Here is a 15,167-nt window from a genome sequence, read left to right as displayed (position 1 = left end):
TGACTAAGCCATAGCAAACTCACTGCGGTCAGGCAACCAGCGCTGGACCAGTGGCTCAACGGCTTGTGGGTGTTGTTGGAGTATGGTAAAAGCCAGACTGCGAACTTGTGGTAGCAGCACTTTGTCCCGGCTTAAGTCGGCTATTTTAAGCTCAGCCAGCCCCGTCTGACGAGTGCCCAGGACTTCTCCGGGCCCGCGGATCTCCAGATCCCGCTCGGCAATCACAAAGCCATCATTACTGTCACGCAGCACGCCCAGGCGCTTTTGCGCTGTTGCTGACAAAGGTGCATGATAAAGCAACAAACAATGCGAAGCGATGTCTCCCCGGCCAACCCGGCCTCGTAACTGATGCAGTTGTGCCAATCCAAGCCGCTCTGGATTTTCTATAATGATCAGGCTTGCATTGGGGACATCTACCCCGACTTCTATCACAGTGGTTGCAACCAGCACATGGCTTTTTGCCTGCTTAAAGTCTTGCATGATCTGCTGCTTTTCTTGTGCCTTCATACGGCCATGAACCAGTGCGATATTGAGCTCGGGCAGCGCTTTGGTGAGTTGTTCTGCGGTATCTTCTGCCGCCTGGCATTGTAAAGCTTCGGACTCATCAATCAAAGTACATACCCAGTACACCTGGCGCTGCTGTTCGATACAGGCACGCCGAACACGCTCAATCACCTCATCGCGGCGAGTATCCGGGACGGCGACGGTTGTGATTGGTGTGCGCCCGGGTGGAAGCTCATCGATCACTGAGGTTTCCAGATCGGCATAGGCAGTCATCGCCAGCGTGCGTGGGATGGGTGTTGCCGTCATGACCAGCTGGTGCGGGTAGCAGTCGTTAAACTTGCCCTTTTCGCGTAACGACAGGCGCTGGTGAACACCAAAACGGTGTTGTTCATCAATTATGATCAGGGCCAGATTACTAAACTGTACTTGCTCCTGAAACAGTGCATGTGTGCCAACCACCATTTGCGCCTGGCCTGAGCTGATGCGTTCCAGCACGCGCTCGCGCTCTTTGCCTTTGGTCTTGCCTGCCAGCCACACCACTTCTATGCCCAGTGCGGCAAACCAGTTCTGAAAGTTGATATTATGCTGCTCTGATAAAATCTCTGTGGGGGCCATCAGAGCGACCTGATAGCCTTTGGCAATGGCCGTGAGTGCGCTCAGTGCTGCAACCAGGGTTTTACCTGAGCCTACGTCACCCTGTACCAGTCGCATCATTGGAAAAGGGTTTTGCAGATCCCCTTTAATTTCAGCCACTACTCGACTTTGTGCTGAAGTGGGTTTAAAGGGCAGCTGGGCCAGAAACTCTGTTTCTAACATATTATTCGGCGGCAGCGATACCGCCTTGACGGCCTGACCTTGCTGTCTGAGTTGCAGCAGGCTAAGGTTTTGCGCCAGCAATTCTTCAAACGCCAGCCGCTGTTGCGCTGGGTGCTGACCGAGTTCAAGCTGATCCAGTGCCACATCCTGAGGCGGCTGATGGAGTGTGAGTAAGGCTTCTTTCAAGCTCAGCTGATTGGGTCTGAACTGAGCGGGCAGGTGATCTTCAATATCGTATTTTTGCAGCAATGCGATAGCTTGCTCGGCAATGGCTCGAATGCTTAGTTGCTTTAGCCCTTCAGTGGTCGGATAAACCGGCGTGAGTGTATCCGCGCCTTGCGGTGTTTCACTGAGCTCGTCGCGAATACTGTATTCAGGGTGAGCCATTTCCAGACCGACCCGGCCACGGCGCACTTCGCCAAAGCAGCGCATGATTTTGCCGCTCTGCATGGTGTTTTTCTGCGCGGCGCTGAAGTTGAAAAAGCGCAGGGTAATACGGCCTGTTCCATCGTTGATTTGGCATACCAGCATACGGCGTTTGCCGAAAGTGATGTTGGCCTGCTCGATTTCGCCTTCAACACTGACATGGGTATGTGGCATCAATTCCGCGATGCGATAGGTTCTGGCTCTGTCTTCATAACGCAGTGGCAGATGAAAGAGCATATCCTGAACACTGCGGATCCCCAATTTGGCCAGCCGCTCTGCGGCCTTTGGGCCGACTCCCTTGAGATCGGTTATGGCGTACTGGGCTAAATTGGGAAGAGACATAATTATCCTTTTTGACTGAATTTCAGTGTGTTCCAGAAAGTATCATCGGCCACGATTTCACCCACCTCATCCAGAGCCGGGTAGGGCAGGCCTTTTTCGACACAGCGATTGGCAATGATAGGGTGACAGCCTTCGAACAAGAGTTTGTGTTTAATCGCCGGGTCGAGCATATCGTCACGCTGGTATAGCCCTGCGGCTTCGCGCTGACGCTGTGCTTCATATAAGATCAATGCAGCAGCCACCGAAACATTTAATGACTGTACCATACCAGCCATTGGGATCACGATGTGTTGATCGGCGTGTTCGAGCGCTCTGTCTGAGATCCCCAGACGCTCCTGTCCCACAATAACGGCCGTTGGCTTAGTATAATCAATCTCACGAAAATCCACGGCTGTATCACTCAGATTGGTGGCCAGCAGCTGGATCCCAGGATTTTGTGTACGGATAGTGGCAACGGCCTGATCGATGTCATCGTGCATATGGGTTTCTACCCAGTTTTTACTGCCACCTGAGGTGTTATTGGTCAGGCGTCTTTGCTCCTGCGGCCATACCGCATGAACATGATGGCAGCCGACCGCATCGGCTGTACGCACTATGGCCGACAGATTATGGTGCTTGTGGACTTCATCCAGGCACACAGTTAAATCAGTCTGGCGTTGATCCAAAATGCGCTTCACGCGCTGAAAACGGTTTTCTTCCATCATTACAGCTCTTAACTACAAAATTGCGGCGATTATAACAAAAAGCACCCCGCTAAGGCATTACTTCGCGCATTATTGGTGCCTGCAGGGAGATCAGGGTCTCGGTTGACTGAATGGCCTCGATTGTCTGGATCTTATTGATCAGCACGTCCTGCAGATGGTCAATAGAACGTGCCATGACTTTGATAAAAATGCTGTAGTTGCCTGTGGTGTAATAGGCTTCAACGACTTCTTCAAAGCCTTCCAGCTGCTCAATGGTAGCCGGGTAATCCCGCGCATGTTTGAGGTTTACGCCGATAAAACAACAGACATCATAACCCAACTGCTTGGCATCTATGCTGACCCGTGTGCCGACTATAATACCGCCTTGCTTCATTTTCTCGACCCGCACATGAATGGTTCCCGCGCTGACGGCAAAGCGCTTGGCCAATTCGGCGTAGGGGGTTCTGGCATTGTCCATTAAGGCATGAAGGATAGAACGGTCGAGATTATCGATTTGATAATTTTCCATGGATATTTCGCACGCTAATTATTGATTCAATAATTATTAAAGCTAATTTTTGATGAAAAAAATAGTGTAAAGGTGTTTTTGTTGTGGACTATTGAATCTTTACTCATTTTTGTTGAGGATAGATTTAACGCAGCAAGCCTGCACCGTTATTCAACACCATTGGGAATGAGGAAACCGATATGTTGCAACAGTATCTGCAAACACAACAACAAATAGCGCGTGCGAAAGCACTTTTTTCACAACAACTGACTGACAAGTTAGGCCTGATCGAAGTACAGGCGCCTATCCTGGCAAAGGTAGGAGATGGTATTCAGGACAACCTCAGCGGCACCGAAAAAGCGGTGAAGGTTAAAGTTAAAACGCTCAGCGACAGCGATTATGAAGTGGTTCACTCACTGGCGAAGTGGAAGCGTAAAACGCTTGGTGACTATGGCTTTGGCGCAGGGCAGGGGTTGTATACACATATGAAGGCGTTGCGCCCGGATGAAGACAAACTATCCCCAATACACTCCGTGTATGTTGATCAGTGGGACTGGGAGCAGGTGATCTGTGCACAGTCTGAACGCTCTTTAGATAAGCTCAAAGACACAGTTCGTACATTATATGGCGCTATTCGTGAAACTGAACAGCAACTGGCTTCTGAATATGGGCTGACGCCGTTTTTACCGGAGCAAATCACATTTGTACACAGTGAGGCGCTGCGCCTTATGTATCCAGACTTTAGTGCTAAGCAAAGAGAAAAAGCGATTGCGCAGGAGTACGGCGCTGTGTTTCTGATTGGTATCGGCGGTGAACTGGGAGATGGCAAAATCCATGATGTCAGAGCACCGGATTACGACGACTGGTCAACGCCAACGTGTGAGCAGTATCAGGGGTTGAACGGTGATATTCTGGTCTGGAACCCGGTGCTCGAAGATGCCTTTGAAATTTCCTCTATGGGGATCCGGGTATGTCCGGACAGCTTGCAACGCCAATTGAGTCTGACGCAGGATGAGCAAAGGTTAGAGCAGGACTGGCACCAGAGCCTGCTGGCAGGTGCATTGCCACAAACCATAGGGGGTGGTATTGGTCAGTCTCGTTTGGTGATGTTGTTATTACAAAAGCAACATATCGGTCAGGTCCAGGTTGGTGTGTGGCCTGAGCATGTTAAAACTGAAGTTTCTGGGTTACTTTAGAGGCGACGGCGACACACAGTAAGGGAGCCTCAAGGGGCTCCCTTACATCTTAAATTCAATTTCTATTTTGCCTTCGAGCAGTCTGGCGCTGCACGGCGGGTAACTGCGGGTGGTTTTATAGACCTTATCGAAAATATGGATCTCGACACCTGAGTGCAAAGAGGTGTTCACCACCAGCTGGGTGTTATCGAGTAAATCATGCAGAGTATGGTCTAATTCTGACAGCTGATGTTCCAGCGCTTCGGCCTGCTTACAATAGTGTTCTTGTGTCGCGCCGATTTTGGCCAGCAAGGTTTTTTTCTTTTCAGCATCCTTTACGTTATCGGCTTTTTCGACCGCTTTTTGCAGATTGGTGATCTGCTCATCGGTCAGAGTCAGTTCTTTAAGGCACAGATCGGTACGTTCCGTTATCTCCATGCCACTGCGTGCCAGATAAACAGCCATGGTCGCACCTGAGCTGCTGCCTACTTCGCCCGCCACCAGCATCTTGGCATCAAAAATGGTGCCGCCGACCAACTTACCCTTAGGGGATTCGTCCAGGCCAACCTGTAACAGGTTACGTGCTTTGATATCACAGTGATTACTTTGTTTCTGGATAAAGACATTCTGCCCTTCCAGATAGGTGTATTGACCATGGGTGATCTGGACATCGCCTTTGGCAATCAGACGGCAGGTGAGCCCCTGATCGTCGTTGCGATGATCCAGGTGACCAATCACACCGCCACGTACTTCGATGTTGCCATCGGAAATTAATTCTCCCGATTCTACGGTCCCCATGACGGTGATATCGCCGTGCGCTTTGATCTTCATGCCTGGGTCGACATTATGGGTAACCAGCACACTGCCGCTAAATTCAATGTGGCCGCTGCGTACGTTGACGTCACTGATGGTAAAGATATCGTCTACCCGCATGCCATTCGGCACATCGGACGGACAACCAGCAATGGTTGAGATCAGCTGCAGGGGATTGGTTGGGGAAATCTCGGTACCTTCACCGGCAACCAGCTGAAAGCTATCTCCGGGCTTAGGTGCAATGCTGTCTCCGGTAACCGTAAAGCCTTCTTTGCCTGGGGTTGCCGGCCTTTGCGTGACCAGTAAGGTGCCGGGTGCAACACTGGCCAGTGCGCCAAAATCGCGCATATCAACGGTGCCGTCTTCACGTAACTTGGGTTGTTTCAGGCGTTCTTTAAGCGTTTGTACATGTGGCATCAGCTTGGCAGGTATGCCATTTTCGGGCGGACGCCCCTGAGCAACGATGCCTGTGACTTCTGTGCCTGGCAGAGACTCCAGTTGCTGTTTGAGCAAGTTTTCCAGATAGACTTGTTTGTAGCCCCGGGTGACACCGACTTTGACTATGGCGCGCTTGGCATCCTCCAGGCTGATCATTTTACCACCCTGTGCGGTGGTGAGTTTGGCGATGGCCTGCATTTTGTCGTCGCTCAATGCGACTTCGATATGGGCATCTTTTTGTTGTGCCACAATCAGCTGAGTGACAGGCGTATCTTGTTTGAAGTAAGCGGCAATGGATTCATGATCAATTGCGCAGTCAGCATAGGGTGAGCGCTCGAGTGCTTCAACCACAAACGCTGCACTGGGGGGCGACGCAGCCGCGACGTCCATCAATATATTGCCATTTTTTGCGAGTTTAAACACAGGCTTATCCTTATTGCTTTAAACCAACTACGATAATGAATACCTCAAATTGCCAAAAAATGCGGCGTTACCAAGATTGCACAAAGTGCTTCGTATAACACCAGATTGCTAAATTAATAGTATGCGGTCAAGTGTTTAAGATCAAAGTTAAGCGCATGAAAAATCATTGTACAGATAAGTAAAAGCCCGCATTAAGCGGGCTTGAGTAATATAACTAATACACTCGGTGTCTTAGTTGGTTGAAGGCAGCTCCATGATGCCATCAATCTCAATTTGTACGCCCTTAGGCAGCTCTTTTACGCCGATAGCAGCACGCGCCGGGTAGGGCGTTTTAAAGTGCTGACTCATGATCTCATTGACGGTAGCAAAGTTGCTTAGGTCAGTCAGGAAGATGTTAACCTTGACCATGTCCTGCAATTGGCCGCCCGCTTCTTCACACACGGCAGTCAGGTTTTTAAATACCTGTTGTGTTTGCTCTGCAAAGTCTTCTGAGATCACTTCCATTGTTTCAGGCACCAAAGGGATCTGCCCCGAAAGGTAAACCGCCGTACCGACTTTAACTGCCTGACTGTAGGTGCCGATTGCTGCCGGCGCCTGATCGGTTGAAATAATGGCTTTATTCATTGTCTTTCCTTTATCGCTTCCTGGTTACACGTTGTACATCTGGCATTACCCGGATCCGGCGCATAATATTTGCAACGTGGATCCTGTCTTTGACGGTAACACCCAGATCAATCACGTACAGGTTGCTCTCTTTTTCTTCGGTTGCAATCTCCACTATATTGGCTTGTGTGCTTGCAACCACATTGGTTAATTTGGCCAACGCACCCTGGTGGTTGATGATCTCAACCCGCAGTGCTGCGATGTATTCTTTTTCGGGGTTATCTTCCCACTTTACCACAAAGTACTTGGCACGTTCATTTTGCCAGCCTTTAATGTTTTTACATTCCTGACGGTGGACCATTAAGCCCTTGCCCTGGCTAACATAGGCGGTGATGTCATCACCCGGGACAGGCCGGCAACACTTGGCATAAGTCACCAGCATACCCTCTGTACCAATGATCGGCGCTTTGGCTTTTTGTGCCAGGCTCTCGATTTCATCATCGGCTTGTAGCAGGCGTTTTGCAACCAGCATACTCATGATGTTGCCGTTGCCAATTTCCACTAACAGCTCAAGCACGGTGTTTAGGTCATGCTCTTCCAGTACTCTGTCTATCTGTTCGGTTGGAATATCATCCAGCTTATGCTCACCCAGTGCGGAGTCAAGTAAGCGTCGACCCAGCAGGATAGACTCTTCCTGGTGCTGGCTCTTAAGGTAATTACGTACGCCCAGACGCGCTTTACCTGTGACAATAAAGTTTAACCAGGTGGCATTGGGGTGCGCGCCAGAGCTGGTGATCACCTCGACAGTTTGCCCTGTGTCCAGCGCTTTGCTGAGCGGATAAGGCTTACGGTTGACGCGCGCGCCAACACAGGTGTTCCCTACGTCGGTATGAACGGCATAGGCAAAATCGACAGCCGTTGCACCCATGGGTAATTCGATGATGCGGCCATCCGGCGTAAAGACATAAATTTCTTCCGGGAACAGCTCGGTCTTTACGTTTTCGACAAATTCAAACGATGAACCGGCACTTTGTTGCAATTCAAGCAGGCTTTGCATCCATTGTCTGGCACGTTGCTGTGCGGTATGGCCCGCTGTGTCGCCAGACTTTTTGTACATCCAGTGCGCCGCAACCCCTTTATCAGCCATGTGATCCATATCATGGGTGCGGATCTGGATCTCCACCGGAATACCGTGCGGCCCAACCAAAGAGGTATGCAGTGACTGATAACCATTGGTCTTAGGTACAGCAATGTAGTCTTTAAAACGGGTTTCTATGGGCTTATACAGGTTGTGCGCCACACCTAATACCCGGTAGCAGGTATCTATGCTGTTGACGTTGATGCGAAAAGCGTAAATGTCCATCACTTCGTTGAACAGCAGCTCTTTGTTGAGCATCTTTTTATAAATGCTGTACAGGTGCTTTTCACGGCCACTGACCGATGCATCAATGCCAGCTTCTTCCAGACGAGACTCTATCTCTGACTGGATATTGCTGATCACTTCTTTACGGTTACCCCGCGCTTTGGCCACTTCTGATTTTAGTGCTCTGTGACGCATCGGGTATAAGGCCGCAAAGCCAAGGTCTTCAAGTTCGTTCTTAATGTCATGGATACCAAGACGATTGGCGATAGGCGCGAAGATCTCCAGGGTTTCACGGGCTATCCGGCGGCGTTTTTCCGGACGTAAAAAGCCCAGCGTGCGCATGTTGTGGGTGCGGTCGGCCAGTTTGATGAGGATCACCCGGATATCCTGGGTCATGGCCATGATCATTTTACGGTAGTTTTCGGCCTGAAACTCTTTTTTATCTTTAAAGTCGAGTTTGTCCAGCTTACTGACACCCGCCACCAGTTCGGCAACTGTATCACCGAAGATTTCGGCCAGATCGGTCTGGCTGAAGTCGGTGTCTTCAATCACATCATGCATCAATGCTGCCATCAGTGTTTCGTGGTCCAGCTTCATGCTGGCCAGGATCTGGGTGACTTCAACCGGGTGAGTAATATAAGGCTCGCCGCTGGAGCGGGTTTGCCCTTCATGCGCTTCGCGGGCAACCACGTAGGCTTTTTGCACCAGTTCCACATCTTCGGGTGACAGATACTCTGATATTTTTTTCTTTAAGCCTTCAAACAGATACATTCACACTCCAATGTTCCAGCGAAGTTATATCAAATGCGTATTAACCTACCTGCAGTCAGGCTATAACACCTTTACCTTGGTTGTTATGACATTTGATTGGTATTAATAATAAGTTAAGTACTGAATATACGATGAATTGACGTCGAAGCCAATCGACTAACACATTTATTAGTCTAGATAGAGGTGTTCAGTGACCTGTGCTGCAGAAACAATAACGCCAGCTATAAAGCTGGCGTTATTGTCGTACTGGTCGCAGTGGATTAGCGATTGCCACCCACAATTGCAGCAACAGCAGCAAGCTCTGCAGCTTCCTGAGTTTGTTGCTCTTCGCGATCGATCATGTCCAGTGAATCGCTGGTGACCATGCCTTTTTCGATCTCGCGCAATGCGATTACGGTTGGCTTGTCATTTTCAGCTTCAACCAGAGGGTCTTTACCACCGACTGCAATCTGACGAGCGCGACGCGCTGCAACAAGAATTAGGTCGAAACGGTTACCAATTTTATCTACTGCGTCTTCTACTGTTACGCGAGCCATCGAAGCACTCCAAAAAATTCAATACATTTAGCAAAGGGCTAGTCTACTAAAAAGCGCCGGATTCGCCAAGTACATGGTTAAAAAATATCGGGTCGTTACGGCTTTATGTGGCTGCAATCTTTGCAGCCAGTGCGAAACACGGAACAGTCAGCCGCGGATGTGACTTACTTCAGCAGTTCTGCTATCAAAGCCTGCTGGCTCACCTGTTGCTTTTTCAGCTCCAGACGTGCAGCCACGACGATGTGCTCCAGTTCATTCAGGGCAGTCTCAAAGTCATCGTTGACCAGCAGGTAGTCGAATTCATTGTAGTGAGAGCATTCAGATTTGGCCTGCTCCATACGCGAGGCAATGATTTCCTGAGAGTCCTGCCCACGGTTGTTTAAACGCTCTTCCAGTGCCTGCTTTGACGGCGGCAGAATGAAGATGGTTTTTACTTCAGGCAGCAGTTCACGAACCTGACGGGCACCTTGCCAGTCAATGTCCATGAATACGTCAATACCTTGTGCAAGCTGGTTTTCGATGGCTTGTTTAGAGGTGCCGTAGTAGTTATCAAAAACCTGCGCCCATTCGAAAAAGTCATTCTGGTTGATAAGTGTTTTAAACTCATTCACAGAAACAAAGTGGTAGTGCTCGCCATTGTTCTCACCCGGGCGAGGCGCGCGAGTTGTATGTGACACCGAGACCCTGACTTTATCTTGTCTTTCCAGCAGGGCTTTAATCAAACTTGACTTTCCGGCACCAGAGGGCGCTGAAAGAATAAACAAATTACCGCGATTTTGATGTGGCATACGTCAGACCTATAGGGTTGCAGTACAGCGATGTGAATGTGGTCACACCGCTGGTTGTCCAAAAGAGTTATTTTAAAGCCATATCACCTAACTTACCAGCCTCACCGTGTTCAATCGCTGCGTTGCAGCACAAACATTTGATAGCCGAACTCGCCCAGGTAACGCTCGTAGATGGCAATTTCCCGGGCCATGTCCTGAAGCGCAGCGGAATCTGGCTGGTGGCTCAGTCGTTGTTCAACTTCAGCTTTGAGTGGTCCATAATAGTCTGTCCAGGCCTGCTCACTCAGCGTAAAGTGGCTCAAGACCCGAAAACCGGCCTGCTCAATCTGTGCGAGCCGTACAGCAACTGTTTGCATATCCGGGTATTCCTGTTGCCAGAAGGTGATTGCCTCCTGAGAGGGCGTCTCGTTTAACCACACCAGATCGCTGACCATCAGGCAACCGGCTGAACGCAGAAGCGGGCGCCAGGCATTCAGCGCCGCTTCAAAGCCCATTATATAGGCGGAGCTTTCAGCCCAGAGCAGATCAAAACTGCCGCTCTGAAAGGGCAAAGCAGTCATACTGGCACACAGAGGGGTGACACGTTCGTCCAGTTCCGCGTGTTTTAGTCGCGCCGCCAGGCTGTCGATTGCCTGAGCTTCATTATCCACTGCCGTGATCTGCGCCTGTGTCTGTTGTGCCAGTAACTCCGTAGCAAAGCCCTTACCACAGCCAATATCCAGCACGGTGTGCGGTGTAAAAGGAATGTGCGTTAACGCCTTGCGTGTATCGGTATTACTGCCGGGTCCCCAGCGTTCCAGCCGATGAAAGACCGCCATAAAGTCGGCCATATAAGTATCGTGTTCGTTCATGTCTTTTGATAACCATTTTAAGTACAGGGTTTGTTGTTCATCAAACCCCTGTTGTTCAAGCCAGTTTCTGTGTGCATCGGGTGCCAGTTTATCGGCCTGTGCATGCCAGTCGCGCAGTGAACCGCGCCCAAGCAGCGCAGACAACAAAGTATGCGCCTGCTGCTTATGTGCAATTTCGGTTTCCAGCTCAGCGAGCCTGTTGCTGAGTACGGTGCGATCTAGCCTGGCCTCCAGCGCCTGTTTGCATTCACTCAGCGTCAGTCCGCCAGCCTGTAGTTGCTGCAGTAGTCTGAGCTTTTGTAAGTCCAGCTCGCCATAAACCCGATAACCATTGCTGGCCCGTCTGCCACAGATCAACCCGCGCTTTTCGTAATACAACAAAGTAGAACGCGCTAAACCCAGTTGTGCCGCCAATTCCGAAATCCGATACATTAAATGCGGCTCCTCTTTATGTATGCCAGACTGGCCAAAAATAAGCGCAGTCAGGCTGTAACAAACGAAAACGATAAACTATGAAGTTATAGACAGGTCAATGGGCAAGGGCAAAGAAAAAGTAAGGTTTGCCGCTCAAGCTATATGTGCGAGATAAACTGATGTTGCTGTTTCACATGATGAATTAGTTTAGCGTTATTTGCGTACTCAATGACGGCAAATTCCAGAGAGTAATTTGTAGAACGTGAAAAGGCTTATTAGCGAGCAGGAAACTAAAAATTTGGGCGATACCTTTGGACAATAACGTTTATGATAGTAATCGACATCATTATGCAGAGGGCGGGTAATCCATCTAAATAACGACGAATGGAGGATGTCAGACAATTATGAAGCAATTACAAACAGAAAGCCTGAAAAAGTGCATGGTTCATGGGGGAGCCCTGATTTACCAGACAGAGTTCAGGAGGCTCACCCGGATCCTAAAAAGAGCTGTGGTGGCTAAAGCCTGCTTAATTGCTAAAACAAAAAGTGCATTCAGCGCTTTTTTCATGAAGATATACATAAATTGGCTGCGAAGTAGAGATCGCACTGGACAATGTAATAGTGCTTCAGTTTGGGAGAGTTGCATAAGAAACCAGTCGTTAATGGATGGCATTCAAACAAATTACTCGGGGTCAGCGGCGTTTTGCTCTGCCAGATAGGTTTGCATATCTTCGTTTTGTACGCGCAGATATATAACCTCAACCTCAACCGTGAAGTCAATGGAGTCAAGATGTATCTCTTCGCCTATAAAGTGATGCACAGAGCGCCAGCCATCGCTTTTGCGGTAAATGGATTCGTCGGTGACATCCTGACTAATCACTACGTATTTCTGCAATGGCGATATATTGAGGTATTCGATTAGCTTAGTTTTTAATCCATTTTACGCTTCGAATGGAAGAGCTCTTCTACTATGAATACTGGGCTTTGGGTGAGAACACTTATTTGAACTCACCGCAAAACCAGGGAAGGGATTAAGGGTTGTTGCCACGTTAGTTATTGAGGTAGCTGATTTTGGATCGCAGATTGAAGTTTGTCGGGTTCATTTGTTCCCAAACGAATGTTCTTACCATTCTTTAATGTGATATGCACGGCCTCAAACCCTGACACATTGTAGAGTTTACCATTGCTAATCTCTCTGATCCCCCAGCCTGAATACCAAGGGTTAGTTACGGAGTCAACGTGTTCAATTTGCTCAATATCAACAGTGCCTGAAATAAAACCAATTCCCATCTTCCAGCTTATTGTGCTATTTGCAATAGTTATGCTTAGACTATAAAAGTTCACAGCAATTGTTACAGAGATAGCAAATAAGAAGTATGATGTAATAGTACTTGTTTTTATTATAAAGAGCGCAATAAAAATAACTAGGCAAATTATATATAAAAATGAAAAGCCATACTGAACATTATAATAATCTTCCATGTCTGCTCCTATGCTCTAAACGTGAGTCTACTCGAATTTTAGCCTTATACCTGAACATCACACTCGGCAAAAATTCCGCATACCTCTGCTTTAGCTTAGCGATTATTTGTTTATCTTTGTGCAAGTATACACAAGCCTGGCAATTATGGCTGACGGTCCCAATATTGCTTTCAGCGTAATCGTCACCCATGAGTAGGGAAATGATTTTAGCAGGACCATCTACCTTTATCCATATTTTCAAAAAGTCTTCGAGTTGCGATTGGTGAGCTTTTTTTAAAAACTCATTCTCGAAAATGTGGCCAATCTTCATCTCTTTTATATGTTCGAATGTCAGTCCGCAGCAGCTTGAAACCCTGCCGTGTGGTGTAATGACGATATTCTCAAAAACCTGATTGCACCCTGTCTCAAGTTCTTCAGGTGAAATTTGGAATCCTCGATCAACATAATCTTTTTGAAAAGGCATCCATGTATTACTACTTATTGTGAGCTTATTGTTATCTAATAAAGATTTAATTTCTGCATTTTCTTCAAGAGATGCTCTACATCTGGAGTCTTCAGAGTCCTTTTCAACCATTATTAGTGGTGTTATATTAAAGCTTGCACAAGCTTTAACAGCATTTATGATTGACTTTTCATCTACATATTCCTGATGGTCCAAGCCCGTGCTGAAATTAATTTCATATAAACCAGAATCTGAAAGTGCTTTCGCTATTTTCATCGCGCTACTTTCTTTCTTGGCCCAGTAACCATTGGTGACACATCTGCTTTTTAAACCATAAGATGAAACCAGAGAAATTGAGCTAAATAAATCATCTTTTAATGTGAAGCACTCTCCTCCACTAAACACAACGTTTTCAAGTTGAGGAAATGTAGATACAGCTTCATTAATGCAGCTGGACATTTCTTCCAGAGTTAGTCTTGACTTCAAGTTTGGGTTCGATTCAAAACAGCACTCTTTGCATGCCGCTGTGCAGCGGTAGGTTGGCAGTATTGTGAGTGTTTTTGGTGATGGTATAGCCATTCTTATACCTACCTATTGGCATTTTTCGATATGCTTTGAAACTTCAATGGAGGAGTCAACTTCCCTCAATGCGCCTTCTATTATGAGTGCAAGAGTCTCTTCATTTTCAATTAAGCCAATATTGAATGCCGCGTTATAAAATGCTTTTATTTCTAGCTTGGCAAGATCTCTGTATATATATTTCTCAAACCCATTCATCCCCGCTAAATGCGCTGCATTTAAAGCTGTACTTGTGTTGTTCGCAATGTTTTTATCTGTTAAAGCGACGCTCCCAAACCTATTATTATCTTCAAGGCTTTCAGGTGCACCATCACAGGGGCTTCCCCATACATACACCGCTGCGTATACAACAGCAACAACGGCTGCTACAACATTTGTGGCTGCGGCAACGTTCACTGCAACCGCTGCAAATGATATGCATGTAACACAAGCTTGGGGGTCTAAATTTCCGGGCATTTGAGATAAATTTGATAATCCATTTTTGTTAAACAGCTCTTCATATGTTGATTTGTTTTCTTGCAAGAAACTTGTGTATTTATTTTCCAGTGAGCTGAAGTCGTCTTTTCCTATCAATCCATTATCAATCATTATATAAAGGAGCTGCTCAAAGTCCTGCCTTTGAGTTGCGCTTCTGAATTCAGGTAAAGATATTAGCTCTAATAACTTAATGTTCGGATCAGACTCAACCTGCTTCTCATTGATACCCATTTTTCTATATATATCTGACTTGTTCAAAGAAAAGTCTGAGGCGAAATCGGGATCTTCATATAATCGTAGTATAAGTGCATCAATTTGGCTCTCAATATCTGAAAACTGTGAGTCTTTGACTTTTATCCTTAACGTATTACTACTTTCATTTAATTCGACAGATTCTTTCAGGCTGTCTGGTACACCGTAAAGTGTGTTTCCTTCATTTGAAATAGCCTGGACGGGGATGATTAGTGATGCTCCAGCTAGCGTTAATGACTTTTTCTTTGATGGTTTTGACATAAGAACAATTCCTTTGAGTGACAGTAGTATATTAGAAAAACTAAATTCAAGACTAGCCACTCGGTAACTTAAAGTAAACATATTTGTCATTAATATTTCACATGTTTTGGGTCAGGTATCCTTGTTGGATTATGTGAATTTATGTGGTTTCTTTATGTGTGATTAGAGGTTTACTAGGGGGATTTATTTTTAATGTTGTTGCGTTGTTTTCCAGGGTCTT

At 47.4% G+C, this 15,167-nt stretch carries 14 protein-coding genes; 1 reads left to right on the top strand and 13 read right to left on the bottom strand.

Translation table 11 applies throughout. The features are described 5' to 3' along the window. Positions 1-3: 3 nt before the first annotated feature. The 3 genes from recG to asnC are packed head-to-tail and all read right to left on the bottom strand — an operon-like array spanning position 4 to position 3,300. Positions 4-2,088, bottom strand: a complete 2,085-nt coding sequence (gene recG, locus MHN31_RS14255; protein ID WP_239444550.1) for an ATP-dependent DNA helicase RecG — start codon at positions 2,086-2,088, stop codon at positions 4-6. A gap of 2 nt (positions 2,089-2,090) precedes the next feature. Continuing rightward, on the bottom strand, positions 2,091-2,789 hold the full coding sequence (gene trmH / locus MHN31_RS14250) for a tRNA (guanosine(18)-2'-O)-methyltransferase TrmH (RefSeq protein WP_239444567.1): 699 nt from the start codon (positions 2,787-2,789) through the stop codon (positions 2,091-2,093). 52 nt (positions 2,790-2,841) lie between these two features. Further along, positions 2,842-3,300 (bottom strand): transcriptional regulator AsnC, encoded by a 459-nt coding sequence (asnC, locus tag MHN31_RS14245; RefSeq protein WP_239444549.1) that lies wholly within the window; start codon positions 3,298-3,300, stop codon positions 2,842-2,844. Between the two features lie 179 nt (positions 3,301-3,479). Here asnC and asnA point away from each other — a divergent pair, with 179 nt between their 5' ends. After that, entirely contained in the window at positions 3,480-4,475 is a 996-nt protein-coding gene (gene asnA, locus MHN31_RS14240; RefSeq protein ID WP_125559070.1) for an aspartate--ammonia ligase, read from the top strand. A 42-nt stretch (positions 4,476-4,517) separates the two neighbouring features. Here the strand turns inward: asnA and MHN31_RS14235 are convergent, their stop codons facing one another. The 10 genes from MHN31_RS14235 to MHN31_RS14190 all read right to left on the bottom strand — a co-directional run bounded on the left by MHN31_RS14235 (position 4,518) and on the right by MHN31_RS14190 (position 14,947). Next, positions 4,518-6,128, bottom strand: a complete 1,611-nt coding sequence (locus MHN31_RS14235) for a FapA family protein (RefSeq protein ID WP_138539327.1) — start codon at positions 6,126-6,128, stop codon at positions 4,518-4,520. A gap of 231 nt (positions 6,129-6,359) precedes the next feature. Further along, the gene (locus tag MHN31_RS14230; protein ID WP_010383501.1) at positions 6,360-6,752 is read right to left on the bottom strand and encodes a RidA family protein; all 393 of its coding nucleotides are present in this window, start codon (positions 6,750-6,752) and stop codon (positions 6,360-6,362) included. A gap of 10 nt (positions 6,753-6,762) precedes the next feature. Then, the gene (gene spoT, locus MHN31_RS14225) at positions 6,763-8,865 is read right to left on the bottom strand and encodes a bifunctional GTP diphosphokinase/guanosine-3',5'-bis pyrophosphate 3'-pyrophosphohydrolase (protein WP_010383500.1); all 2,103 of its coding nucleotides are present in this window, start codon (positions 8,863-8,865) and stop codon (positions 6,763-6,765) included. A gap of 260 nt (positions 8,866-9,125) precedes the next feature. Continuing rightward, a complete protein-coding gene (gene rpoZ / locus MHN31_RS14220) occupies positions 9,126-9,401 on the bottom strand; it encodes a DNA-directed RNA polymerase subunit omega (RefSeq protein WP_010383499.1) in 276 nt (91 codons plus the stop codon). A 164-nt stretch (positions 9,402-9,565) separates the two neighbouring features. Beyond that, positions 9,566-10,189, bottom strand: coding sequence for a guanylate kinase (gene gmk / locus MHN31_RS14215; RefSeq protein WP_239444548.1), 624 nt, complete (start codon positions 10,187-10,189; stop codon positions 9,566-9,568). Positions 10,190-10,299: 110 nt separating this feature from the next. Then, positions 10,300-11,472 carry a MerR family transcriptional regulator gene (locus MHN31_RS14210; RefSeq protein ID WP_239444547.1) on the bottom strand — a complete coding sequence of 391 codons (1,173 nt, stop codon included), beginning with the start codon at positions 11,470-11,472 and terminating at the stop codon, positions 10,300-10,302. Positions 11,473-12,136: 664 nt separating this feature from the next. Further along, a complete protein-coding gene (locus MHN31_RS14205; protein ID WP_239444546.1) occupies positions 12,137-12,334 on the bottom strand; it encodes a hypothetical protein in 198 nt (65 codons plus the stop codon). 173 nt (positions 12,335-12,507) lie between these two features. Beyond that, complete coding sequence (locus tag MHN31_RS14200; protein WP_239444545.1) at positions 12,508-12,936, bottom strand: hypothetical protein; 429 nt, start codon at positions 12,934-12,936, stop codon at positions 12,508-12,510. Then, the gene (locus tag MHN31_RS14195) at positions 12,920-13,957 is read right to left on the bottom strand and encodes an SPASM domain-containing protein (protein ID WP_239444544.1); all 1,038 of its coding nucleotides are present in this window, start codon (positions 13,955-13,957) and stop codon (positions 12,920-12,922) included. The genes MHN31_RS14200 and MHN31_RS14195 overlap by 17 nt, the downstream gene beginning before the upstream one ends. Positions 13,958-13,969: 12 nt before the next feature. Then, positions 13,970-14,947: a hypothetical protein gene (locus tag MHN31_RS14190; RefSeq protein WP_125559084.1), complete on the bottom strand. Its 978-nt coding sequence runs from the start codon at positions 14,945-14,947 to the stop codon at positions 13,970-13,972. Positions 14,948-15,167 lie beyond the last annotated feature (220 nt).

Origin of the sequence: Pseudoalteromonas sp. McH1-42, from assembly GCF_022347845.1 — a bacterium.
GTDB classification, from domain to species: domain Bacteria; phylum Pseudomonadota; class Gammaproteobacteria; order Enterobacterales; family Alteromonadaceae; genus Pseudoalteromonas; species Pseudoalteromonas rubra_D.
Note: the sequence above shows the minus strand (reverse complement) of the source record. Positions and strands in the feature narration are given on the sequence as shown.